Origin of the sequence: Pseudomonas serboccidentalis (genome assembly GCF_028830055.1) — a bacterium.
GTDB lineage: Bacteria > Pseudomonadota > Gammaproteobacteria > Pseudomonadales > Pseudomonadaceae > Aquipseudomonas > Aquipseudomonas serboccidentalis.
Genome location: NZ_CP101655.1, coordinates 706,202 through 727,066, shown reverse-complemented (window position 1 = coordinate 727,066; position 20,865 = coordinate 706,202). Strand labels below are relative to the sequence as shown.

The window sequence follows — 20,865 nt, the reverse complement described above, 5'->3', positions numbered from 1 at the left end:
ATCCTCCTTAACGGTTTTCCATGCTTGCTGCACGCGCATAAGGCAAGGCGCTTTCAGTACCTTTCAGCGCAGCCTGCTGGGCATGCTGGCGCAGATAGCCTGGCAGACGCTGGTCATGCCAGCCTGGCTGGCCTTGCAGTACGCCATTAGCCATCGGGCCTGTGGTTTCCGAGCTCTCTTTATAGCCTGCCAGAACAGCCGGACCTTTGACCTGTGGAGCGGTCAGGGATGGCTGATTGGACTGCTGAGCCAGCTCGACACCGGCGATTTCGTCCTGATTGTACAGGCGAACACCGGCCAATACGGCAACGGTCACCGAGGCCGCAACGGCCAGACGACCCAAGTTGCGCCAAGGACCACGGGATACTTTGGCTGGAGCCGTTTCGTCTTCCAGCGCAGCAGAAACTGCCGCAGCAATGTCCAGACGCGGAAGCAGCAGATCCTTGTGCATGGCTGCCCGAGCGATCTGATAACGAGCCCAGGTCTCACGGGTTTCAACATCGTCCAGTGCATTGATCACTCGACGCAATTCCAGTTCGTCCGCTTCGTTATCCATCACTGCGGACAGCGATTCCTGCAGGGCTTCACGACTCATGGCGTTCCTCTCTTGGCTGTCGCCGCTGTCTCAGTTTTCCTGCAACAACGGCTGCAGGGCTTTATCGATGGCCTCCCGGGCGCGGAAGATCCGGGAGCGCACGGTACCCACCGGACACTGCATGACGCTCGCAATGTCCTCGTAACTCAGACCATCGAATTCACGTAAAGTTAAAGCCGTACGCAAATCCTCTGGCAGTTGCTGAATGGTTCGATGGACGGTGCCTTCGATCTCATCCCGCAGCAATGCGCGCTCCGGTGATTCGAGATCCTTGAGGCCATGATCGCCATCGTAGAACTCTGCGTCTTCAGAACTTACATCGCTATCCGGCGGCCGGCGGCCGCGTGAAACCAGATAGTTTTTTGCCGTGTTGATGGCAATGCGGTAAAGCCACGTATAGAACGCGCTGTCTCCGCGAAAGTTTCCTAGCGCTCGGTAGGCCTTGATAAAGGCTTCCTGAGCCACATCCTGGGCTTCATGGGTGTCGTGCACGAAACGCACGATCAACCCGAGAATTTTGTGCTGATATTTCAGCACCAGCAGATCGAAAGCTCGCTTGTCGCCACGCTGAACGCGCTCGACCAGCTGCTGATCCTCTTCCTGGGTTAGCATGAACACTCCTCGATAAGCATGGAGGAGGCTTGCATAACTAAACGACCAGACTTGCAAACATAGACTCGGGCTTTTCGCAAAAGTTCTCCCCCTCCAGGCAAGTTTCCTGCGGGCTCTGATTTGGCACGCACGAAAAACGCAGCGCGGGATAAACCGGCTGCGCGAATAATCTTGTCATCGGTTCGCCGGCAAGAACCCAATCGCAGGTTCTGCATTGAAGCCGACACTGTCCCGTGTTTCAGGCAACTGTCTATTGATCTTGGGCCTCTGGCAAAAGTTCCAATTATTTATAGCCATGCTGAAGCGACATTGAGCGACCATGCGTTGAAAAAGCGTGTTTCATCTTCGATACAGTCGCCTTTTCCCAAAACGACGGAAAAAAACACCCGACGAAGCGTCAAGCATTTGTCGTCACAGTAGTTTCACAATGCCATACGAGCCCGGCTATTGTGCCGCTCCACCCCTCTATATACTAGTGGGCTGCGTGGCTGTCTTGACTCGCCGATCCAGCTGTCTTGCGCCACCCCCGATCCGGGTCGCTTTGAGCGGAATCCTGAAATGAGCCAACAGTTTCAACACGATGTTCTGGTGATTGGCAGCGGCGCTGCCGGTTTGAGTCTCGCGCTGACCCTGCCGGGTCATTTGCGCATTGCCGTATTGAGCAAGGGCGATCTGGCCAACGGCTCGACCTACTGGGCCCAGGGCGGCGTCGCTGCCGTGCTGGACGACACCGATACTGTCGAATCCCACGTTGACGACACCCTGAACGCCGGCGGCGGCCTGTGCCATGAAGACGCGGTGCGCTTCACCGTCGAACACAGTCGCGAAGCCATTCAGTGGCTGATCGACCAAGGCGTCCCCTTCACCCGCGACGAACAGTCCGGCACCGAAGACGGTGGTTTCGAGTTTCACCTGACCCGCGAAGGCGGTCACAGTCATCGGCGCATCATCCACGCCGCCGATGCCACGGGCGCCGCGATTTTCACCACCCTGCTCTCCCAGGCCAGGCAGCGCACCAATATCGAGTTGCTTGAGCAGCGGGTCGCCGTTGATCTGATCACCGAACGACGCCTGGGCATGGACGGCGAGCGTTGCCTTGGCGCCTACGTACTCAATCGTGCAACCGGTGAAGTCGATACCTACGGCGCGCGCTTCGTGATCCTCGCGTCCGGCGGTGCGGCCAAGGTCTACCTCTATACCAGCAACCCCGACGGCGCCTGTGGCGATGGCATCGCCATGGCCTGGCGTTCGGGCTGCCGGGTGGCGAACCTGGAATTCAACCAGTTCCACCCCACCTGCCTGTATCACCCGCAGGCCAAGAGTTTCCTGATCACCGAGGCGTTACGCGGCGAAGGTGCTCATCTGAAGCTGCCCAACGGCGAACGCTTCATGCCGCGCTTCGACAAACGCGCCGAACTGGCGCCGCGCGACATCGTTGCACGGGCCATCGACCATGAAATGAAGCGTCTGGGCGTCGACTGCGTCTATCTCGACATCAGTCACAAGCCCGAGGCCTTCATCAAAAGCCACTTCCCAACCGTCTACGAGCGTTGCCTGGGCTTTGGCATCGACATCACCAAACAGCCGATTCCGGTCGTGCCGGCAGCGCACTACACCTGCGGCGGCGTGATGGTCGACCAGCACGGTCGCACCGATGTCCCGGGGCTGTATGCGATTGGTGAGACCAGCTTCACCGGTTTGCACGGCGCCAACCGCATGGCCAGCAATTCGCTGCTCGAATGCTTCGTCTATGCCCGTTCGGCTGCGGCGGACATTGTTGCGCAACTGGATGACATCACCGCCCCGCATGCCCTGCCGGAGTGGGACGCCAGTCAGGTGACCGACTCCGACGAAGACGTGATCATCGCGCACAACTGGGACGAGCTGCGGCGCTTCATGTGGGACTACGTGGGCATCGTGCGCACCAACAAGCGCCTGCAACGGGCGCAGCACCGTGTGCGTCTGTTGCTGGATGAGATCGACGAGTTCTACAGCAATTATAAAGTCAGCCGCGACCTGATCGAGCTGCGCAACCTGGCGCAAGTCGCTGAACTGATGATCTGCTCGGCCATGGAACGCAAGGAAAGTCGCGGCCTGCATTACACCCTCGACTACCCGGACCTGCTGCCCGAAGCACTCGACACTATTCTGGTGCCGCCCACCTACGCCGGCTGAATTTGAGCCGCACTCGCAGGCGTCGGTGCACATCCGCCGCCTGCGCGTCGCGTGGTACGCAGATCGATCTGACGCGCCATTCCCCACGCAAACGAAACCGCAGCACCACGATCAGTGGCAGCGCCAGGCTGTCGGGGCGCAGTTGCGCGGCTTGCCAGCCACCCGCCTGACTCCACAACTGCCAGCCATCGGCATCACGCCGCAAACCGCAAAATGCGTCGGAATGCGTCAACAGCACCTGCCGTGGCAGCACCCAGAACCCATGCGTCAGACAGGCAAAAACCCCGAGCAGACTGGCCCAGAGTGGAATCGAAAGCACAAACAAGGCACCCAGGGCGAACGCCTGGGCCAACAGATACGCCGCCAGCAACTGCCGTGAGGCATGCCAGCGGCATTCGAACGTGTTACTTGGGCTGAACACGGTCCAGAATCATCCGGACCATGCGCTGCAGCTCAGGGTCTTCGGATTCGCTGCGCTCCATGAACCAGCCGAACATGTCCTGATCCTCACAGGTCAGCAGACGGACATACAAATCGCGATCGACCTGATTGAGGTGCGGATACACCTCTTGCACGAACGGCACCAGCAGCACGTCAAGTTCCAGCATGCCGCGGCGGCTGTGCCAGAAGAGGCGATTGAGTTCAACTTGTTCGACCATGGAGCCCTCCTCAAATAGGCGCGCAGTATACAGGCCCGGCGCGGGTCGCACAGTCGGCTTTGGTCGGGCACCACCGATCCTTTATCAACTACCCATTTCAACAACGCGCCCTTATGATGTGCCCCAGACTTTTTTACCCTGCGATGACCCATGGCCGATTCTGCTTTTTTCTGCACCCTGTCTCATGAAGGCGTACTCGCGGTTCGCGGCGTGGATGCCGGCAAATTCCTGCAAGGCCAATTGACCTGCAACCTCAATTACCTCAGTGACAGTCAGGCCAGCCTTGGCGCGCGCTGCACGCAAAAAGGCCGGATGCAGTCCAGCTTCCGCATTCTGCTCGAAGGTGACGGCGTGCTGCTGGCGATGGCCAGCGAGCTGCTGGAGCCGCAACTGGCGGACCTGAAAAAGTACGCTGTATTTTCCAAATCGAAATTGACCGACGAAAGCGTCGCCTGGGTGCGCTTTGGCCTGGAACACGGCGACGCAGCCCTGGCCGGCCTCGGCCTGGACCTGCCGGCCGAAACCGACAGCGTGGTGCGCAGCGCCGGCCTGATCGCCATTCGCGTCTCGCCCAATCGCGCCGAACTCTGGGTACCCGCCGATCAGGCCGATACCCTCAAGGCCAAATTGGCCGCGACCCTGCCTGAAGGCACACTGAACCAATGGTTGCTGGGCCAGATCCGTGCCGGTATCGGTCAGGTCATGCCGACCACCCGCGAACTGTTCATCCCACAGATGCTCAACCTGCAAGCCGTCGGCGGCGTGAGCTTCAAGAAAGGTTGCTACACCGGCCAGGAAATCGTCGCGCGCATGCAGTACCTGGGCAAGCTCAAACGACGCCTGTATCGCGTACAACTGGACGCGACTGAACTGCCGGAGCCGGGCACCCCGCTGTTCGCTCCAAGCCACAGCAGTGCCATCGGCGAAGTGGTGCTGGCCGCCCGCGCCGAAGAAAAGATTGAACTGCTGGCGGTGTTGCAGGCCGAAGCTGCCGAAGCGGGTGATCTGCACCTGGGCGCCCTCGAAGGCCCCGCGCTGCATTTGCTCGACTTGCCCTACGAACTGGATCGCGACCGCGAAATCCAGCGCTGATCGCAGCCTTGTTGCAACACCCTAGAGAATCCACATGAGCGAGCTGGCGGATAAGGTCCAACAGGATTTGGTTGAGGCCATCGATAACGATGACCTGGTTCTGCCAACGTTACCGGAAGTGGCCCTGCAAATTCGCAAGGCCGCCGAAGACCCGGAGATCAGCGTCAGCACCCTGAGCAAAGTCATCGGCCGAGACACGGCGCTGTCGGCGCGCCTGATCAAAGTGGTCAACAGCCCGCTGCTGCGCGCCACGCAGGAAGTCACCGACCTGCACACCGCCATCACTCGGCTGGGCGTGAATTACAGCAGCAATCTGGCCATCGGCCTGGTGATGGAACAGATCTTCCACGCCCGCTCCGACGTGGTCGAACAGAAGATGCGCGAAGTCTGGCGCAAGAGCCTGGAAATCGCCGGCGTCAGCTACGCCCTGTGCCGCCGGCATACCCAACTCAAACCCGACCAGGCGGCATTGGGCGGCCTGGTGCATCAGATCGGTGTGCTGCCGATCCTGACCTACGCCGAAGATCACTACGAACTGCTGTCCGACCCGGTCAGCCTCAACCACGTGATCGACCACATTCACCCGCTGCTGGGCGACAAGCTGCTGCGGGTCTGGGAGTTTCCCGAGCAACTGGTGGCGTTGCCGGGGCTGTACCTGGATTTCAAACGCGACTCGGCGCACATCGATTACGTCGATCTGGTGCAAGTGGCGAGCCTGTATTGCCACAAGGACAGCGATCATCCGTTTGCGCGGATCGATCCGCTCAGTGTGCCGGCGTTCAGGAAACTTGGGATCGATCCGGAGAACAAGCAATTGTGTGCAGATCTGGAAGAGTCGCGGACGATGTTTTACTGATCCTCGTGGCGAGGGGGCTTGCTCCCGCTGGGCTGCGAAGCGGCTCCAAAACCAGGCGGCCTCGCTTCATCAGGCAAACCGTGCACTCAGGGATCACGACTACTGCGCAGCGGAGCGGGAGCAAGCTCCCTCGCCACAAAAGCCATCTCGGCTGCTATCCGGCAATAAAACTCACCCGAACCTTCAAACCGGCCTGCTCGCCATCATGCAAGGTGATCTGCGCCAGATGCGCCCGGCAGATCTCTCCCACAATCGCCAACCCCAGCCCGGAACCCGCGACCTGTTGATTGCGCCGGTAGAAGCGCTCAAACACCCGGTCACGCTCTTCCAGCGGAATCCCCGGGCCGTCATCTTCGACCTCAAGTACCGCCGGTGCCGCCACCCGCAGAATCACGTTACCGCCCGGCGGGGTATGCGCCAGCGCGTTGTCCACCAGATTGCTCAGCAGTTCATTGAGCAATGTCGGCTCGCCGCGCAACCACACCGGTTCATCCGCCTCCAGCGCCAACGCGACGCCGCGCGCATGAGCCAAGGGTGCCATGGCCATGCCCAGCTCACGGGCCAACTGGCTCAGATCGAGCAGTTGCGCGCCGCCCTCGGCAATTGCCCGGGCACCGTTTTCCACCCGCGCCAGCGACAGCAGTTGATTGGCCAGGTGGGTCAGCCGGTCAGTGCTCTGTGCCGATGACTCCAGGGTACTGCGCCAGATTTCCGGTTCGCTGGAACGCAGTCCCAGTTCCAGCCGTGCCTTCAACGCCGCCAAGGGCGTGCGCAGCTCGTGCGCAGCATCGGCAATGAACTGCGCCTGACGCTCGAACTGGCCGCGCAAACGCTCGGTGAAATGGTTAAGCGCCTGAACCAGCGGCCACAATTCCCGTTGCACTTCCACCAGCGGCAGCGGCCGCAAATCATCAGGCTGACGCTCCTCCACCGCCGTGCGCAAACGCTCCAGCGGGCGCAGCGCGGCACTGACCGCAAACCACACCAGCAACAGCGCGCCGATGGCCAGCATGCCCAGGCGCAACAGGGTGTCGGCCGCCAGACTACGGGCCATGCTGACTCGTGCCTCGTCGGTTTCAGCCACACGGATTTCCGCCATGCCGTTCATGTTCGGTTCGGTGACGGCTTTGAGCAGGCTGACCACGCGCACGTTTTGCCCACGGTACGTCGCGTTGTAGAAACGCGCCAATGCTGGGTAATCGTCGGTGCGTGGCGTACCGGGCGGCGGCCCGGGCAGGTTTTCATAGCCGGAAATCAGCTTCTGATGAATGTCGTTGACCTGGTAATAAATCCGCCCGGCGCTGTCATAGGCGAAGGTATCGAGGGCTACATAAGGCACGTCGGCGCTGAGTGTGCCGTCGCGCTGCGACAGGCCCGCGGCGATGGTCCGGGCGGAGGCCAGCAAGGTGCGGTCGTAAGCCGTGTCGGCGGCTTCGCGTCCGTTCCAGTAAGCGCTCAAGCCACTGGCGAGCATCAGCACCACCAGCAGCAATGCAAGGTTCCACAGCAACCGCCAGCGCAGGCTGCTGGGCTTATGCATCGCGGCTTTCCAGCAGGTAACCGAGGCCGCGGAACGTCACGATCGCCACCGGCTGGCCGTCGAGTTTCTTGCGCAGGCGATGCACGTAGATTTCGATGGCATCGGGGCTGGCTTCTTCGTCGAGGCCAAACACTTGAGCCGCCAGTTGCTCCTTGCTCATCACCCGGCCCGGGCGGGCGATCAACGCTTCGAGCACCGCCTGCTCGCGCGAGGTCAGGGTCAGCAGTTCTTCGCCGAGGCTGAAGCGCCGGGTGTCGAGATCATAGGCCAGCACGCCGCAACGCTGCTGACGTTCGCCGCCGAGCACACTGCGCCGCAGCAGGGCTTTGACCCGGGCTTCGAGTTCGGTCAATTCGAACGGTTTGGCCAGGTAATCGTCAGCACCGAGATTCAGCCCGTGGACCCGGTCCTTCACGTCGCTGCGCGCTGTCAGCATCAATACCGGCAGGTTTTTACCGCGCGCGCGCAGGCGCGCCAGCACCTCGAAACCGTCCATGCGCAGCAGGCCGACATCAAGGATCGCCATCGCGTATTCCTCACTGCTCAGGGCCAGGTCGGCAGCCACGCCATCGTGCAACACGTCCACGGTAAGACCGGTGCTCTTGAGCGCCTGAGCAACACTTTCGGCCAGTTGCAGATGGTCTTCGACGAGCAGAACACGCATGGATCTCTACCTCATTCAGGGATGGCCGACGCCATTCTTTGCCGCGGAGTTTACAGCCGCAACCGCCGCTGTGAAGCCCGAAAACCGTGAAATACAACTGAAAGGTTAGTGAAAGGTTAGCCCGTTAGAGTCGGCTCACGGACAGTTTCGACTGCCGTCGCTGCTGCCACACAGCGATACGAAAAACGCCTCGAAGCGTTTTCGACCAATAAGAACAATAAACGGAGTACACCGCGCATGCCGTCCTTGCAGACCAGGGCTCTCACGCCCGCTCGCCCTTCGCGTATCAGCCACACCGCCCTCGCCAGTGCCGCCGCCCTCGCCGGTTTTTCGCCGCTGAGCTACGCCGACTTCATCAAAGACAGTTCCGCCACCTTCGAAACCCGCAACATGTACTTCAACCGCGACTTTCGCGACGGCACCAGTGCCCAGCAAAGCAAGCGGGATGAATGGGCGCAGGGGTTCATGCTCAACCTGCAATCGGGTTACACCGACGGCACCGTGGGGTTTGGTGTCGATGCACTGGGCATGCTCGGGGTCAAACTTGATTCGAGTCCGGACCGTACCGGCACCGGCCTGTTGCCGACCCACGATGACGGGCGCGCCGCCAACGAATATTCCAAGGTCGGCCTGACCGGGAAAGTGAAAATCTCCGCCACCGAACTGAAAATCGGCAGCCTGGTTCCGGAGCTGCCGATCCTCAAACCGAACGACGGGCGCATCCTGCCGCAGACCTTTGAAGGTGGTTTGCTGACCTCGAAAGAGATCAAGAACCTGACCTTCACCGGTGGCCGTCTGGACAAGGCCAAGGATCGCGACAGCACCGATTTCGAGGACATCGCCCTCAACAACAAGAACAGCCGCTTCGCTGGCACCGTGGCCGGCAAGCATTTCGACTTTGCCGGCGTGGACTACAAGTTCACCGACAAGATCACCGGCAGTTACCACTTCGCCCAACTCGATGAAGTCTACAACCAGCACTTCTTCGGTCTGGTCGCCTCGCGGCCGATGGGCCCGGGCACGTTCGCCACCGACCTGCGCTTTGCGGTCAGTGACGATCAGGGCGCGGCCCGGGGTGGCAAGATCGACAACCGCTCGCTCAACGGTCTGGTCAGCTACGCCTTGAGCGGCCACAAGTTCAGCGCCGGTTATCAGCACATGTCCGGCGACAGCGCCTTCCCGTATGTCGACGGCAGCGACCCGTATCTGGTCAACTTCGTACAGATCAACGACTTCGCCGGCGCCGAAGAACGCTCGTGGCAAGCCCGTTACGACTTCGACTTCGCGCGCCTGGGCATTCCCGGCCTGTCGTTCATGAGCCGTTACCTGAGCGGTGACAACATCAAGCTCAAGAATGGCGAAGAAGGCAAAGAGTGGGAGCGCAACACCGAGATCAAATATGTCGTACAAAGCGGCGCCTTGAAGGATGTCGCCGTGCGTTTGCGTAATGCCACTTACCGCTCCAACTACTCGGCTCGCGATGCAGACGAAGTGCGTTTGCTGGTGAGCTATAGCGTTGCACTTTGGTAATTGATTGAAACGTCGAAGACCAAGATCAAAAGATCATCCGATCGCGGCCCGAGCCTTCGGCAGCTCCTACACAAAGCCCCTACAACAAGAAACTGTGGAGAGACCAATGAATTTGTCACTGCGTAAAGTTGCACTGACCGCCAGTTGCATCCTGTTTGCCGGCCAACTGATGGCCGAGCCGAAACGCCCGGAATGCATCGCCCCGGCCTCCCCCGGCGGAGGGTTCGACCTGACCTGCAAACTGGCGCAGAGCGCGCTGGTCAACGAAAAACTGCTGACCAAACCAATGCGCGTGACCTACATGCCCGGCGGTGTCGGCGCGGTCGCGTACAACGCAGTCGTCGCTCAGCGCCCGGCCGACGCCGGCACGCTGGTGGCGTGGTCCAGCGGCTCGCTGCTGAACCTGGCGCAAGGCAAGTTCGGCCGTTTCGATGAAACCAACGTGCGCTGGTTGGCCGCCGTCGGCACCAGCTACGGCGCCATCGCGGTGAAAAGCGATTCGCCCTACAAGACGCTCGACGATCTCGTCAAAGCACTGAAGAAAGATCCGAGCTCCGTGGTGATCGGTTCCGGCGGCACCGTCGGCAGCCAGGACTGGATGCAGACCGCACTGATCGCCAAGGCCGCCGGGATCAACCCGCGTGACCTGCGTTACGTTGCCCTCGAAGGTGGCGGCGAAATCGCCACCGCCCTGCTTGGCGGTCACATCCAGGTCGGCAGCACCGACATTTCCGACTCCATGCCGCATATCCAGAGCGGCGACATGCGTCTGTTGGCAGTGTTCGCCGACAAACGCCTGGACGAGCCGGAAATGAAAGACATCCCGACCGCCCGCGAGCAAGGCTATGACATCGTCTGGCCGGTGGTGCGCGGTTTCTACCTCGGGCCAAAAGTCAGCGACGAAGACTACGCCTGGTGGAAAGACGCCTTCGACAAACTGTTGGCCTCGGAAGACTTCGCCAAGCTGCGCGATCAGCGTGAACTGTTCCCGTTCGCCATGACCGGCCCGGAGCTGGACACCTACGTGAAGAAGCAGGTCGCGGACTACAAGGTGCTGGCCAAAGAGTTCGGCCTGATTCAGTGATCGTCTCTGTCTAGCGGCCGTGGCCTCGCGCATCGAGGCCACGGCACAGGAGTTCCCCATGCTCTTACAACGCATTTTCGCCTCGGTGCTGTTGCTGGCCTGCGTCGGCCTGGCCCTGATGGCGTGGCCGTATCAAGCGGCTTTTTCCTACGAACCGGTGGGCCCACGCGCCTTTCCTCTGCTGATGCTCGGCCTGATGGGCCTGGCGCTGCTGTACATGGTGTTTCGTCCGGCGCCCATCAAACACAGTGAAGACGAGCCACCACTGGATCGCCAAACCCTGACCAAGATCGCTATCTGCGTCGTCCTGTTGCTGGTGTTCGCCGGTACTTTCGAACCGCTGGGTTTCATCGTCGCCAGCATCATCACCGGCGTTCCGATGGCTCGCCTGTACGGCGGCCGCTGGTTGCCGAGCGTGGTGATCATCAGCCTGATGGCCGTCGGTCTTTACCTGTTGTTCGACCGTTTGATGGACGTTCCGCTGCCCCTGGGCCTGCTCAGCGTTCTGGAGAACTGATATGGATACTCTTGGCTATTTGGGTCAGGGTTTCGGCGTCGCGCTGAGCCCGTACAACCTGGTGACCGCGCTGTGCGGCACGCTGATCGGCACCGTCGTCGGCCTGCTGCCGGGCCTGGGCCCGATCAACGGCGTGGCATTGTTGATCCCGATCGCATTCGCCCTCGGCCTGCCGCCGGAATCGGCGCTGATCCTGCTCGCAGCGGTGTATCTGGGTTGCGAATACGGCGGTCGGATCAGCTCGATCCTGCTGAACATTCCAGGCGAAGCCTCCACCGTAATGACCACCCTGGACGGCTACCCGATGGCCCGCAAAGGTCTGGCCGGTGTTGCGCTGTCGCTGTCGGCGTGGAGTTCGTTCATCGGCGCGTTCATCGCCACCTGCGGCATGGTGCTGTTTGCCCCGCTGCTGGCGAAATGGGCGATTGCCTTCGGGCCAGCGGAATACTTCGTGTTGATGGTGTTTGCGATTGTCTGCCTCGGCGGCATGGCCGGTGACCGACCGTTGAAGACGTTTATTGCGGCGCTGATCGGGCTGTTCCTGTCGACGGTCGGCATCGACGCCAACAGCGGCGTATACCGCTTCACCGGCGACAACATTCACCTGACTGACGGCATCCAGTTCGTCGTGCTGGTGTTGGGCCTGTTCTCGATCAGCGAAATTCTTCTGCTGCTGGAAAAAACCCACCACGGCCAGGAAGCGGTGAAAGCCACCGGCCGGATGATGTTCAACTTCAAGGAAGCGGCGTCGGTGTTCGTCGTGAACCTGCGTTGCGGCGTACTCGGCTTCATCATGGGTGTATTGCCGGGGGCGGGGGCGACCCTTGCCAGTGCCGTGGCCTACATGACCGAGAAACGTCTTGCCGGCACCAGCGGCAAGTTTGGTGAGGGTGACGCCCGTGGCCTCGCCGCACCGGAAACCGCCATCGGCGGCGCCGCCTGCGGTGCGCTCGTGCCGATGCTGACCCTCGGCGTACCCGGCTCGGGCACCACGGCGGTAATGATCGGCGCCCTGTCGCTGTACAACATCACCCCGGGTCCACTGTTGTTCCAGCAACAACCGGACATCGTCTGGGGCCTGATCGCGTCGCTGTTCATTGCCAACATCATGCTGGTGATCCTGAACATCCCGATGATCCGTATCTTCACCCGCATCCTCGCCGTGCCGAACTGGGCACTGGTGCCGGTCATCGCGATCATCACCGGGATCGGCGTCTACGCGGTGCACGCCACCACGTTCGACCTGTTCCTGATGATCGGTATCGGCATCTTCGGCTACATCCTGCGCAAGCTGGATTTCCCGCTGTCACCGCTGCTGCTGGGGTTCATCCTTGGCGAACTGATGGAGCAGAACCTGCGTCGCGCCCTGTCGATCTCCAACGGTGCGCTGGAAATCCTCTGGTCGAGCCCGATCACCGTCGGCTGCTGGGTGCTGACGGGGATCATGCTGCTGATGCCGATCATCCGTATCTGGCGCAAACGCGCGGCCGCGCAACGCGCCATCGCCGATGTCTGATCGCTCCTCCCTCAGAAGCTGGTGGGCCACACCGCTGGTCGGTCTGCTTGGCGGTTTTATCGCCAGCCAGATCGGCTGGCCTCTGCCCTGGATGGTCGGCTCGTTGCTGGCGATCATCCTGGTGCGCTGCCTGACCCCGTGGCAACTCACGGAAATCCCCGGCGGCCGCAAATGCGGCCAATGGATCGTCGGCATCGGCATCGGCCTGCACTTCACCCCGCTGGTGATGGAACAGGTACTGAGTCATTTCGGTTTGATCTTCTTCGGTGCACTGGTCACCAGCCTGTCGGCAGTCGTCGGCGTGTGGTTGATGCGCCGCACCGGCGAGGATCGCGCTACGGCATTTTTCTCGAGCATGCCCGGCGGCTCCGGGGAGATGGTCAACCTCGGCGCGCGCAATGGCGCGATGCTCAGCCATGTGGCGGCGGGGCAAAGTCTGCGGGTGCTGGTGGTGGTGCTGTGCGTGCCGGCTGCGTTCAAGTACCTGTTGGGCGACGGCACGCCGATTGCCCACGCCGGCAACGTCGATTGGCGCTGGCTGGCGATTCTGTTTCCTGCAGGTGCCCTGCTCGCCTGGCTCTGGCAGCGTCTGCGTCAACCCAATCCCTGGCTGTTCGGGCCGTTGCTGGTCAGTGCGACGGTGAGCATTGCCTGGGATTTGCACATTGGCTTGCCCGACGGCGGCAGCCAGATCGGCCAGTGGCTGATCGGCAGCGGACTGGGCTGTCACTTCAACCGACAGTTTTTCCGCCGCGCGCCTTCATTCATGGGCCGTACGTTGATCGGCACGGCGCTGACCATGTTGATCGCGACCCTGGCGGCGCTGGGCCTGAGCGCGCTGACCCATCTGGATCTGCGTTCGCTGACGCTGGGCATGATGCCCGGCGGGATTGCCGAGATGAGCCTGACGGCGGAAACCCTGCAACTGTCGGTGCCGCTGGTGACGGCGATGCAGGTGATGCGGCTGCTGTTTGTGCTGTTTCTGGCGGAGCCGTTGTTCAAGTACTGGAACCGTAATCCCGAGTAACACCGAGTCGACTTCATCGCGAGCAGGCTCACTCCTACAAGAGAACACATTTCAATGTAGGAGTGAGCCTGCTCGCGATGAGGCCCACCCGTTCAACACTCAAACGGGCGGCAACCGCCACTCGATCGGCGCCTCACCATTCTGCTCCAGAAACTTGTTGGTCCGGCTGAAATGTCCGCAGCCCAAGAAGCCGCGATAAGCCGACAGCGGCGACGGGTGCACGGAGGTCAGCACCAGGTGCTTGGTCGCATCGATCAGCTTCTGTTTACTCTGCGCATGCGCGCCCCACAGCATGAACACCAGATGCGGCTGCCGCTCGCTGACCAGTTCAATGATCCGGTCGGTGAAGAACTGCCAGCCCTTGTCCTTGTGTGCGTTAGCGTTGGCACGCTCGACGGTCATGGTGGTGTTGAGCATCAACACGCCCTGATCGGCCCAGCTCTGCAGGTAGCCATGGTTGGGGATGTCGATATTCAGGTCGCGTTTCAACTCTTTATAGATGTTGACCAGCGACGGCGGTGCCGGCACACCCGGCTGCACCGAAAAGCACAAGCCATGGGCCTGGCCCGGACCGTGATACGGGTCCTGGCCAAGGATGACGACTTTCACCTTGTCCAGCGGCGTGGAGTTCAGTGCGTTGAAAATCAGCGGTCCCGGCGGATAGATTTCCTTGCCGGCCGCCCGCTCCTGCTGCAGAAAGTTGCGCAACTCTGCCATGTAAGGCTGGTCGAACTCAGCACGCAGTGCCTCCTTCCAGCTCGGTTCGAGTTTGATACGGTCGTCAGCAGTCATGGTTACATCCGGCGAAAACAATTGGGGCGAACCCTAGGAAACCCGCCCATGCTTGTCAATTGATCTGACGCAGATCCGGCACTTTCCCACACAGCGATCATACTGATCGTTCAAATTCCCGATCGAGGTCACGATGAATCTGCACTTCGAAGAACTCACCGGCACAGACGGCGCCCGCCTCGGGATCGCCAGCCTGGATGCTGAAAAGTCGCTCAACGCGCTGTCCTTGCCGATGATCAACGCCCTGAGCGACAAACTGAACGCCTGGGCCAAGGATCCGCAAATCGTCTGCGTATTGCTGCGCGGCAATGGCGCCAAGGCGTTCTGCGCCGGCGGCGAGGTGCGCAGCCTGGTGGAGGCCTGCCGCGCCCACCCCGGTGAAGTCCCGCCACTGGCCGCGCAGTTTTTCGCCGCGGAATATCGGCTGGACTACAGCCTGCACACCTACCCCAAACCGCTGATCTGCTGGGGCCACGGTTACGTGCTCGGCGGCGGCATGGGCCTGCTGCAAGGCGCGAGCACGCGGATCGTCACGCCGAGCAGCCGTTTGGCGATGCCGGAGATCAGCATTGGCCTGTATCCGGACGTGGGCGCCAGTTGGTTTCTCTCGCGGCTACCCGGCAAGCTCGGGCTGTTCCTCGGTTTGACCGGTGCGCACATGAACGGTCGTGATGCGATCGATCTGGATCTGGCCGACCGCTTCCTGCTCGACGAACAGCAGCCGGAACTGATCGAGGGCCTGCTGCAGTTGAACTGGCAGGAACAGACGCCGATGCAGCTCAACAGCCTGCTCAAGGCCTTGCAACAGGAAGCCGTGGCGCAACTGCCCGAGGCGCAGTGGTTACCGCGTCGTCAGCAAATCGACGAACTGCTCGACGTCAGCGATGTGGCTTGCGCCTGGAAAGCCATCAGTCTGCAGCGTGACAGCAGCGATCCGCTCATCGCCCGAGCGGCCAAGACTCTGAGCGAAGGTTCACCGCTGACCGCTCATCTGGTCTGGGAACAGATCATCCGCGCGCGGCACATGTCCCTCGCCGAAGTCTTTCAGATGGAATACACCCTGAGCCTCAATTGCTGCCGTCACCCGGAGTTCAGCGAAGGGGTGCGGGCGCGGCTGATCGACAAGGATCAGAAACCGCACTGGCATTGGCCGGACATCAATAACGTTCCGGACGCAGTGGTCGAGGCGCATTTTCACAAGGTGTGGGAAGGCCGGCATCCGTTGGCGGATCTGACGGTTTACTGATTGCCCGGCAAATCGCAGGCACAAAAAAAGCGGCGCTCAATGCGCCGCTTTTTTGTTTGCGGATGATTACCAGCGACCGCCTCGCCCGTCGTGGTCACCGCGGTTACCGTGATGATCACGCCCGCCCCGGTCGCGATCCCAACCGCCCCCGCGGTGGCCGTCCCAACGGCCACGATCATTGTCGTGCCAGCGGCGGCTCTCGTAGTAGCGCGGCGCGGGCTGGTAGTAACGGGGCGCCGAGTAGTAACGCGGAGCCGGCTGGTAGTAGCGTGGCGCCGCCTGGTAATAGCGCGGGGCCGAGTAATAGGTGCTGCCACCGCGGTAGTAATTGCCGCCACCGCCGTAGTACGCCGGTGCGGGTGAGGTGTAGACCTGCGAGCTGTAATAACTGTCTGCGTAGGAGTAGGGAGCGCAACCGGCAACGGAAAACATCATCGCAGCAAGTAGAAGAATTCGTCGATACATGGCGGCCTCCTGGACCGCGGGTAGCCACACCAGCGACGCTGGCAGGCATCAGTCGTTTATTCGGTGACTGACGAAATATCTGACAGCGTTTTCCGTATCTGGTGCGTTTCCGTAACAAGTTGAAACAAGTGATTGATGAAATCCTGTTCATTTGGAAAACACTGTCATTTAGCCGCCGATCAGTGGTGACCACCGTGATAACCGCCGCCGTGATAACCGCGCCCATACCCGCCACGATAGCCGTAGCCACCGTTGTAATAGCGAGCGCCGCCGTAGTAACGCGGTCCGTAATAGCCACCGTGGTAATACGGCGAGTAATAGCCGGGATAGTAGTAAGTGGCGGGGTAAGCATCGTAGGGACCGGCGTAGTAATAACAACCGGACAAGCCCAGACCGAGCACGGCTCCCAGCAGCACTCGACGCAACCGTTTTGAAATACTCATGACGGCCTCCTGAAAGACCCACGGCCACAGCAGGACAGCGCAGCCGACACAGTTTTGACTGTCAGGTGCGGGGCAAGTGCCGGATTCGGACAGGCTTCAGATCAGTGGTGCTCCCCCCTTTCTGTAGGAGTGAGCCTGCTCGCGATGGCGATTTATTCCGCACATCATCGGAGCATTTCCCAGCGCTATCGCGAGCGGACTCACTCCTACAAATGGCGGGGCCACTTCAGGGGAATACAGGAACGACTATTAGCGCCGCACAGGGAGCAGTTATTTCCCGGCAGTGCCACTAGAATGCTGCCATCGGCTCATCTGCCAACGGAATCGCCCATGCCGCACAGATCTGCACTGTACTCGCAACGCTCGCTGGTTCTGACACTGGTTGCTCTGCTCGGCGCCGGCTTCCTCGCCACTTCGCTGCTCAGCTACTACGCCTCGCGGGCGTCGATCCGCGACAACATCGTCAACACCGAACTGCCGCTGACGTCCGACACGGTCTATTCGGAAATCCAGAAAGACCTCGTCAGACCGATCCTGATTTCCTCGATGATGTCGCGCGATACCTTCATGCGCGACTGGGTGGTGAACGGCGAAAAAGACCCGTTGCAGATGACCCGCTACCTCGACGAGGTCATGACCCATTACGGTGCCTACACCGCGTTCTTCGTCTCCAACAGCAGCCACACCTACTACCACGCCAAGGGTGTGCTCAAGCAGGTGAAGATCGATGAGCCGCGCGACGCCTGGTACTTTCGCGTACGCGACATGAAGACCCCGTATGAGATCAACGTCGACCCGGATCTGGCCAACAAGGACAACCTGACGTTCTTCATCAACTACAAGGTCTACGACTACGACAACCGCTTCATCGGCGCCGCCGGCGTGGGTCTGACGGTGGACGCGGTGATCAAGCTGATCGACAAATACCAACAGCGCTATCAACGCAGTGTTTACTTTGTCGACACCTTCGGCCGACTGGTACTGACTGGTGCCGAGGGCGGGCCGCAGGGGGCGCAGATCGGTCAGAGCCTCGGCGAACTCGAGAGCATGAAGGGCCTGGTCAGCCAGTTGCCCAAACCCCACAGCGGCAGTTACGAGTATTCCGCCCACGGTCAGGGGCATTTCCTCAACGTGCGGTTTATTCCGGAATTGAACTGGTACCTGTTCGTCGACAAGCGCGAGGACGGTGCACTCAGTGACATCCGTCAGTCGCTGTACCTCAACCTGTTGATCTGTCTGCTGGTGACGCTGGGGGTGCTGGTCCTGCTCAATCGCGTGATCCGCCGTTACCAGCGCAAGATCCAGGCGCAGGCCACCCTCGACAGCCTCACCGAACTGCCCAACCGTCGTGGCTTCGACCTGCTCGCCGCACAAGCCCTGCACGAAGCGCACCGCGAGCCGAAGCCGCTGACTGCGCTGCTGCTCGACCTGGATCATTTCAAGACCCTGAACGACACCTACGGACACCTGGCTGGCGATCAAGTACTGATCGGTTTCGCCCGCGACCTGCAAAGTTGCCTGCGCCATTCCGACATCGTCTGCCGCTGGGGCGGTGAGGAATTCATCGTGTTGCTGAAGGACACCGACGGCGACACCGGTCAGAAAATTGCCGAGAAGATCCGCCAGCACGTCGAGCAACACGAATATGCCTACGATGACCACAGCCTGAGTCTGACCGTAAGCATCGGTGTCACCACCCTGTAAGCGGATGACACCTTGCACACCCTGCTGTCCCGGGCCGATCATGCGATGTACCGGGCCAAGCAAACTGGCCGTAACCGCACCTGCGTGGAAATGCCTCACTCGACTTATGCCTGATTCCGACGCTAAACCCGACCTCTGCCCCGCCTGCGGCGCCCGTAACGACTGCAGCCTGGCCGACCCGCGCACCGCCGACCAAGCCTGCTGGTGCTATGGCGTGAGCATCGACCCGGCGGTGCTCGAAGCACTGCCAGCGGCGCTGCGCGACAAATCCTGCCTGTGCCCGCGCTGCGCTCAGGTCGAAGCGCAACTACAAGCAGCAGCTCGGCCGATCCCGTAAGATGCGCGCCCCGTCATCGACTGATTCCTGAACATGCGCGTCGACCGCTTCCTCAGCAACCTGCCCCGCTACAACCGTCAACAGGTTCGCCTGTTGCTGGTGGAAAAGCGCGTGCGGATCGACGGAAAAGTCGTCAGCGACCCGCACAGCGAAGTGCTGGAGTTCAGCCGCGTCGAAGTCGACGAAGAAGTCCTGCAGCTCGGCAAACCGGCGCGCTACTTCATGCTGCACAAGCCGCCGGGTTGCGTCAGCGCCACCCGCGATCCGCAGCACCCCACCGTGCTCGACCTGATCGATGAACCGGACAAGGATGACCTGCACATCGCCGGTCGCCTGGACTTCAACACCACCGGGCTGATGCTGATCACCAACGATGGCGCCTGGTCGCGACGCCTGACCCAGCCGCAGACCAAACTGCCAAAAGTCTATTACGTCGAGACCGAACAGGAGATCGGGCCGGACTATGCGATCACGTTTGCCGAAGGCATCTACTTCGCTTTCGAAGACCTGACCACGCAACCGGCACAGCTCGACGTGCTTGGCCCGAGGACGGCGCGCCTGAGCATCGTCGAGGGCCGCTACCATCAGGTGAAGCGCATGTTTGGCTATTTCGACAATAAAGTGCTGCGCCTGCACCGCGAATCCATGGGGCCGCTGCAGCTCGATGACGCGCTAAAACCGGGCGAGTACCGTGCTTTGCGCACCGAAGAGATTCATTTGTTCTAAGCCGGCGACCGCTCAGCAGAAGTTGTCGAACAATTTACCAACGGCACTTGCGCGATCCCCATCCCACTGCTTGAATCAGGACGTCGGCCAAATTGTGACCGATGAGTCACAACATACATCCAAGAAACTTTTTGCCGGTTGTCAGCCCTCTGGGTTGTGCCTCAAACGGCAGACTGCCCGCCAATAACAATACCCGTCGACCGCAGTCATGGATCGACATGGGCCAAGCAAATTCCAGGCGTATGCCTACCTGTCACAAAGCTCGTGCAATCTCTATTTGCGCGCATACCCGCTTGCTTGCCAGGAGTCTTATGACATGAGGCCAGAAATCGCTGTGCTGGATATACAGGGTCAGTATCGGGTTTACACGGAGTTCTATCGCGCAGACGCCGCAGAAAAGACCATCATCCTGGTCAACGGCTCGATGGCCACGACTGCGTCGTTTGCACAGACTGTGAAAAACCTGCACCCGCAATTCAACGTGGTTTGCTACGACCAGCCCTACGCGGGCAGGTCAAAAATCCACAACCATCACGAGAAACATCTGACGAAGGAAGTCGAAGGGCAGATCCTGCTGGAGCTGATCGACCATTTCGGCGCGGAACACGTGCTGTCGTTCTCCTGGGGCGGCGCGGCCACCCTCGTTGCCCTGGCCCACCAGCCTCGGCGCATCGAGAAAGCCGTGATCAGCTCGTTCTCGCCAGTGATCAACGCACACATGCTGGATTACCTGGAACGCGGTGTCGATTACCTCGGCCAGCGCGACGGCGATCGCGTCGGGCACCTGGTCAACAGCACCATTGGCAAACACCTGCCGTCACTGTTCAAGCGCTTCAACTATCGCCACGTCAGCAGCCTGGCCGAGCACGAATACGGGCAGATGCATTTCCACATCAGTGACGTACTGCACAGCGATCGCCTGTGCTACCTGAATGCGGCAAAGAAGATCAACGTGCCGGTGCTGTTTCTCAACGGCGAATGGGATGAATACACCGCCGCCGAAGACGCCCGGATATTCGGCAACCACGTGGCACACAGCACCTTCACCACGCTGCAGGCCACCGGGCACTTCCTCGACATGGAGCACAAGGCCGCTTGCCGCGATAGCCAGAACGCCCTGCTCGGTTTCCTGAAACCGTCCCAGCAGTCGAGCCGAACGCGTTACTCGTTCGTTCAGGATCACCATGCACTGGCCATTTGAAAAAGTGTCGTCGCGAGCGAGTCGGCAGGCTCGAACATCAGCGTATCGCCCCTGCCCGACTCGCCCGCGAATGACCGTTTTCAA

21 protein-coding genes and 1 pseudogene are annotated in these 20,865 nt (G+C 60.8%); 13 read left to right on the top strand and 9 right to left on the bottom strand.

Annotation, left to right across the window (positions count from 1 at the left end; all coding sequences use genetic code 11):
- Window positions 1–7: 7 nt before the first annotated feature.
- Window positions 8–595 carry a sigma-E factor negative regulatory protein gene (locus NN484_RS03310; RefSeq protein ID WP_127649741.1) on the bottom strand — a complete coding sequence of 196 codons (588 nt, stop codon included), beginning with the start codon at window positions 593–595 and terminating at the stop codon, window positions 8–10.
- Between the two features lie 30 nt (window positions 596–625).
- On the bottom strand, window positions 626–1,207 hold the full coding sequence (rpoE, locus tag NN484_RS03305; RefSeq protein WP_003172477.1) for an RNA polymerase sigma factor RpoE/AlgU: 582 nt from the start codon (window positions 1,205–1,207) through the stop codon (window positions 626–628).
- 558 nt (window positions 1,208–1,765) lie between these two features.
- Here rpoE and nadB point away from each other — a divergent pair.
- Complete coding sequence (gene nadB, locus NN484_RS03300) at window positions 1,766–3,382, top strand: L-aspartate oxidase (RefSeq protein ID WP_127649740.1); 1,617 nt, start codon at window positions 1,766–1,768, stop codon at window positions 3,380–3,382.
- Here nadB and NN484_RS03295 read toward each other — a convergent pair.
- Both NN484_RS03295 and NN484_RS03290 read right to left on the bottom strand, forming a co-directional pair.
- Window positions 3,351–3,803, bottom strand: coding sequence for a protein YgfX (locus tag NN484_RS03295; protein ID WP_215501553.1), 453 nt, complete (start codon window positions 3,801–3,803; stop codon window positions 3,351–3,353). The two genes, nadB and NN484_RS03295, sit on opposite strands and share 32 nt — an antisense overlap.
- Entirely contained in the window at window positions 3,787–4,041 is a 255-nt protein-coding gene (locus NN484_RS03290) for an FAD assembly factor SdhE (protein WP_007963266.1), read from the bottom strand. The genes NN484_RS03295 and NN484_RS03290 overlap by 17 nt, the downstream gene beginning before the upstream one ends.
- Before the next feature lie 150 nt (window positions 4,042–4,191).
- On the opposite strand from NN484_RS03290, the gene ygfZ reads away from it, so the two are divergent.
- The gene (ygfZ, locus tag NN484_RS03285) at window positions 4,192–5,133 is read left to right on the top strand and encodes a CAF17-like 4Fe-4S cluster assembly/insertion protein YgfZ (protein ID WP_274658569.1); all 942 of its coding nucleotides are present in this window, start codon (window positions 4,192–4,194) and stop codon (window positions 5,131–5,133) included.
- 34 nt (window positions 5,134–5,167) lie between these two features.
- Window positions 5,168–5,989, top strand: coding sequence for an HDOD domain-containing protein (locus NN484_RS03280; protein ID WP_127649737.1), 822 nt, complete (start codon window positions 5,168–5,170; stop codon window positions 5,987–5,989).
- Window positions 5,990–6,143: 154 nt separating this feature from the next.
- Here the strand turns inward: NN484_RS03280 and NN484_RS03275 are convergent, their stop codons facing one another.
- Window positions 6,144–7,529 (bottom strand): sensor histidine kinase, encoded by a 1,386-nt coding sequence (locus NN484_RS03275; protein WP_127649736.1) that lies wholly within the window; start codon window positions 7,527–7,529, stop codon window positions 6,144–6,146.
- Complete coding sequence (locus NN484_RS03270) at window positions 7,522–8,193, bottom strand: response regulator (protein ID WP_274658568.1); 672 nt, start codon at window positions 8,191–8,193, stop codon at window positions 7,522–7,524. The genes NN484_RS03275 and NN484_RS03270 overlap by 8 nt, the downstream gene beginning before the upstream one ends.
- Window positions 8,194–8,430: 237 nt before the next feature.
- Between NN484_RS03270 and NN484_RS03265 the strand changes: the two genes are divergently transcribed.
- The 5 genes from NN484_RS03265 to NN484_RS03245 all read left to right on the top strand — a co-directional run bounded on the left by NN484_RS03265 (window position 8,431) and on the right by NN484_RS03245 (window position 13,867).
- Window positions 8,431–9,723 (top strand): OprD family porin, encoded by a 1,293-nt coding sequence (locus NN484_RS03265; protein ID WP_274658567.1) that lies wholly within the window; start codon window positions 8,431–8,433, stop codon window positions 9,721–9,723.
- A 106-nt stretch (window positions 9,724–9,829) separates the two neighbouring features.
- A complete protein-coding gene (locus tag NN484_RS03260) occupies window positions 9,830–10,807 on the top strand; it encodes a Bug family tripartite tricarboxylate transporter substrate binding protein (RefSeq protein ID WP_127649734.1) in 978 nt (325 codons plus the stop codon).
- Between the two features lie 58 nt (window positions 10,808–10,865).
- The gene (locus NN484_RS03255) at window positions 10,866–11,324 is read left to right on the top strand and encodes a tripartite tricarboxylate transporter TctB family protein (RefSeq protein ID WP_215501551.1); all 459 of its coding nucleotides are present in this window, start codon (window positions 10,866–10,868) and stop codon (window positions 11,322–11,324) included.
- A 1-nt stretch (window position 11,325) separates the two neighbouring features.
- Entirely contained in the window at window positions 11,326–12,840 is a 1,515-nt protein-coding gene (locus NN484_RS03250) for a tripartite tricarboxylate transporter permease (RefSeq protein ID WP_127649732.1), read from the top strand.
- Complete coding sequence (locus tag NN484_RS03245) at window positions 12,833–13,867, top strand: AbrB family transcriptional regulator (protein WP_127649731.1); 1,035 nt, start codon at window positions 12,833–12,835, stop codon at window positions 13,865–13,867. The genes NN484_RS03250 and NN484_RS03245 overlap by 8 nt, the downstream gene beginning before the upstream one ends.
- A gap of 99 nt (window positions 13,868–13,966) precedes the next feature.
- Here NN484_RS03245 and ung read toward each other — a convergent pair whose 3' ends face one another.
- A complete protein-coding gene (gene ung / locus NN484_RS03240; RefSeq protein WP_007963257.1) occupies window positions 13,967–14,659 on the bottom strand; it encodes a uracil-DNA glycosylase in 693 nt (230 codons plus the stop codon).
- 133 nt (window positions 14,660–14,792) lie between these two features.
- Between ung and NN484_RS03235 the strand changes: the two genes are divergently transcribed.
- Window positions 14,793–15,905 (top strand): enoyl-CoA hydratase/isomerase family protein, encoded by a 1,113-nt coding sequence (locus tag NN484_RS03235; protein ID WP_274658566.1) that lies wholly within the window; start codon window positions 14,793–14,795, stop codon window positions 15,903–15,905.
- A 66-nt stretch (window positions 15,906–15,971) separates the two neighbouring features.
- Here the strand turns inward: NN484_RS03235 and NN484_RS03230 are convergent, their stop codons facing one another.
- Both NN484_RS03230 and NN484_RS03225 read right to left on the bottom strand, forming a co-directional pair.
- On the bottom strand, window positions 15,972–16,370 hold the full coding sequence (locus NN484_RS03230) for a hypothetical protein (RefSeq protein WP_274658565.1): 399 nt from the start codon (window positions 16,368–16,370) through the stop codon (window positions 15,972–15,974).
- Window positions 16,371–16,549: 179 nt separating this feature from the next.
- Window positions 16,550–16,813: a hypothetical protein gene (locus NN484_RS03225; protein WP_127649728.1), complete on the bottom strand. Its 264-nt coding sequence runs from the start codon at window positions 16,811–16,813 to the stop codon at window positions 16,550–16,552.
- A 330-nt stretch (window positions 16,814–17,143) separates the two neighbouring features.
- Here NN484_RS03225 and NN484_RS03220 point away from each other — a divergent pair.
- From NN484_RS03220 to NN484_RS03205, 4 genes and pseudogenes are all read left to right on the top strand, one after another.
- A pseudogene (locus NN484_RS03220) lies at window positions 17,144–18,631 on the top strand (sensor domain-containing diguanylate cyclase).
- Window positions 18,624–18,854: a cysteine-rich CWC family protein gene (locus tag NN484_RS03215; RefSeq protein ID WP_127649726.1), complete on the top strand. Its 231-nt coding sequence runs from the start codon at window positions 18,624–18,626 to the stop codon at window positions 18,852–18,854. The pseudogene NN484_RS03220 and the gene NN484_RS03215 overlap by 8 nt, the downstream one beginning before the upstream one ends.
- Window positions 18,855–18,887: 33 nt before the next feature.
- Window positions 18,888–19,580: a pseudouridine synthase gene (locus NN484_RS03210; RefSeq protein ID WP_215501544.1), complete on the top strand. Its 693-nt coding sequence runs from the start codon at window positions 18,888–18,890 to the stop codon at window positions 19,578–19,580.
- A 316-nt stretch (window positions 19,581–19,896) separates the two neighbouring features.
- Window positions 19,897–20,781 carry an alpha/beta fold hydrolase gene (locus NN484_RS03205; RefSeq protein ID WP_215501543.1) on the top strand — a complete coding sequence of 295 codons (885 nt, stop codon included), beginning with the start codon at window positions 19,897–19,899 and terminating at the stop codon, window positions 20,779–20,781.
- Window positions 20,782–20,865 lie beyond the last annotated feature (84 nt).

What these genes read in the sequence shown, in the direction of transcription:
- NN484_RS03260 (WP_127649734.1), top strand. Translation starts at nt 9,830, where the DNA reads ATGAATTTGTCACTGCGTAAAGTTGCACTGACCGCCAGTTGCATCCTG.
- nadB (WP_127649740.1), top strand. Translation starts at nt 1,766, where the DNA reads ATGAGCCAACAGTTTCAACACGATGTTCTGGTGATTGGCAGCGGCGCT.
- NN484_RS03265 (WP_274658567.1), top strand. Translation starts at nt 8,431, where the DNA reads ATGCCGTCCTTGCAGACCAGGGCTCTCACGCCCGCTCGCCCTTCGCGT.
- ung (WP_007963257.1), bottom strand. Translation starts at nt 14,659, where the DNA reads ATGACTGCTGACGACCGTATCAAACTCGAACCGAGCTGGAAGGAGGCA.
- rpoE (WP_003172477.1), bottom strand. Translation starts at nt 1,207, where the DNA reads ATGCTAACCCAGGAAGAGGATCAGCAGCTGGTCGAGCGCGTTCAGCGT.
- NN484_RS03215 (WP_127649726.1), top strand. Translation starts at nt 18,624, where the DNA reads ATGCCTGATTCCGACGCTAAACCCGACCTCTGCCCCGCCTGCGGCGCC.
- NN484_RS03245 (WP_127649731.1), top strand. Translation starts at nt 12,833, where the DNA reads ATGTCTGATCGCTCCTCCCTCAGAAGCTGGTGGGCCACACCGCTGGTC.
- NN484_RS03225 (WP_127649728.1), bottom strand. Translation starts at nt 16,813, where the DNA reads ATGAGTATTTCAAAACGGTTGCGTCGAGTGCTGCTGGGAGCCGTGCTC.
- NN484_RS03255 (WP_215501551.1), top strand. Translation starts at nt 10,866, where the DNA reads ATGCTCTTACAACGCATTTTCGCCTCGGTGCTGTTGCTGGCCTGCGTC.
- NN484_RS03230 (WP_274658565.1), bottom strand. Translation starts at nt 16,370, where the DNA reads ATGTATCGACGAATTCTTCTACTTGCTGCGATGATGTTTTCCGTTGCC.
- NN484_RS03310 (WP_127649741.1), bottom strand. Translation starts at nt 595, where the DNA reads ATGAGTCGTGAAGCCCTGCAGGAATCGCTGTCCGCAGTGATGGATAAC.
- NN484_RS03205 (WP_215501543.1), top strand. Translation starts at nt 19,897, where the DNA reads ATGAGGCCAGAAATCGCTGTGCTGGATATACAGGGTCAGTATCGGGTT.
- ygfZ (WP_274658569.1), top strand. Translation starts at nt 4,192, where the DNA reads ATGGCCGATTCTGCTTTTTTCTGCACCCTGTCTCATGAAGGCGTACTC.
- NN484_RS03280 (WP_127649737.1), top strand. Translation starts at nt 5,168, where the DNA reads ATGAGCGAGCTGGCGGATAAGGTCCAACAGGATTTGGTTGAGGCCATC.
- NN484_RS03210 (WP_215501544.1), top strand. Translation starts at nt 18,888, where the DNA reads ATGCGCGTCGACCGCTTCCTCAGCAACCTGCCCCGCTACAACCGTCAA.
- NN484_RS03235 (WP_274658566.1), top strand. Translation starts at nt 14,793, where the DNA reads ATGAATCTGCACTTCGAAGAACTCACCGGCACAGACGGCGCCCGCCTC.
- NN484_RS03275 (WP_127649736.1), bottom strand. Translation starts at nt 7,529, where the DNA reads ATGCATAAGCCCAGCAGCCTGCGCTGGCGGTTGCTGTGGAACCTTGCA.
- NN484_RS03250 (WP_127649732.1), top strand. Translation starts at nt 11,326, where the DNA reads ATGGATACTCTTGGCTATTTGGGTCAGGGTTTCGGCGTCGCGCTGAGC.
- NN484_RS03270 (WP_274658568.1), bottom strand. Translation starts at nt 8,193, where the DNA reads ATGCGTGTTCTGCTCGTCGAAGACCATCTGCAACTGGCCGAAAGTGTT.
- NN484_RS03290 (WP_007963266.1), bottom strand. Translation starts at nt 4,041, where the DNA reads ATGGTCGAACAAGTTGAACTCAATCGCCTCTTCTGGCACAGCCGCCGC.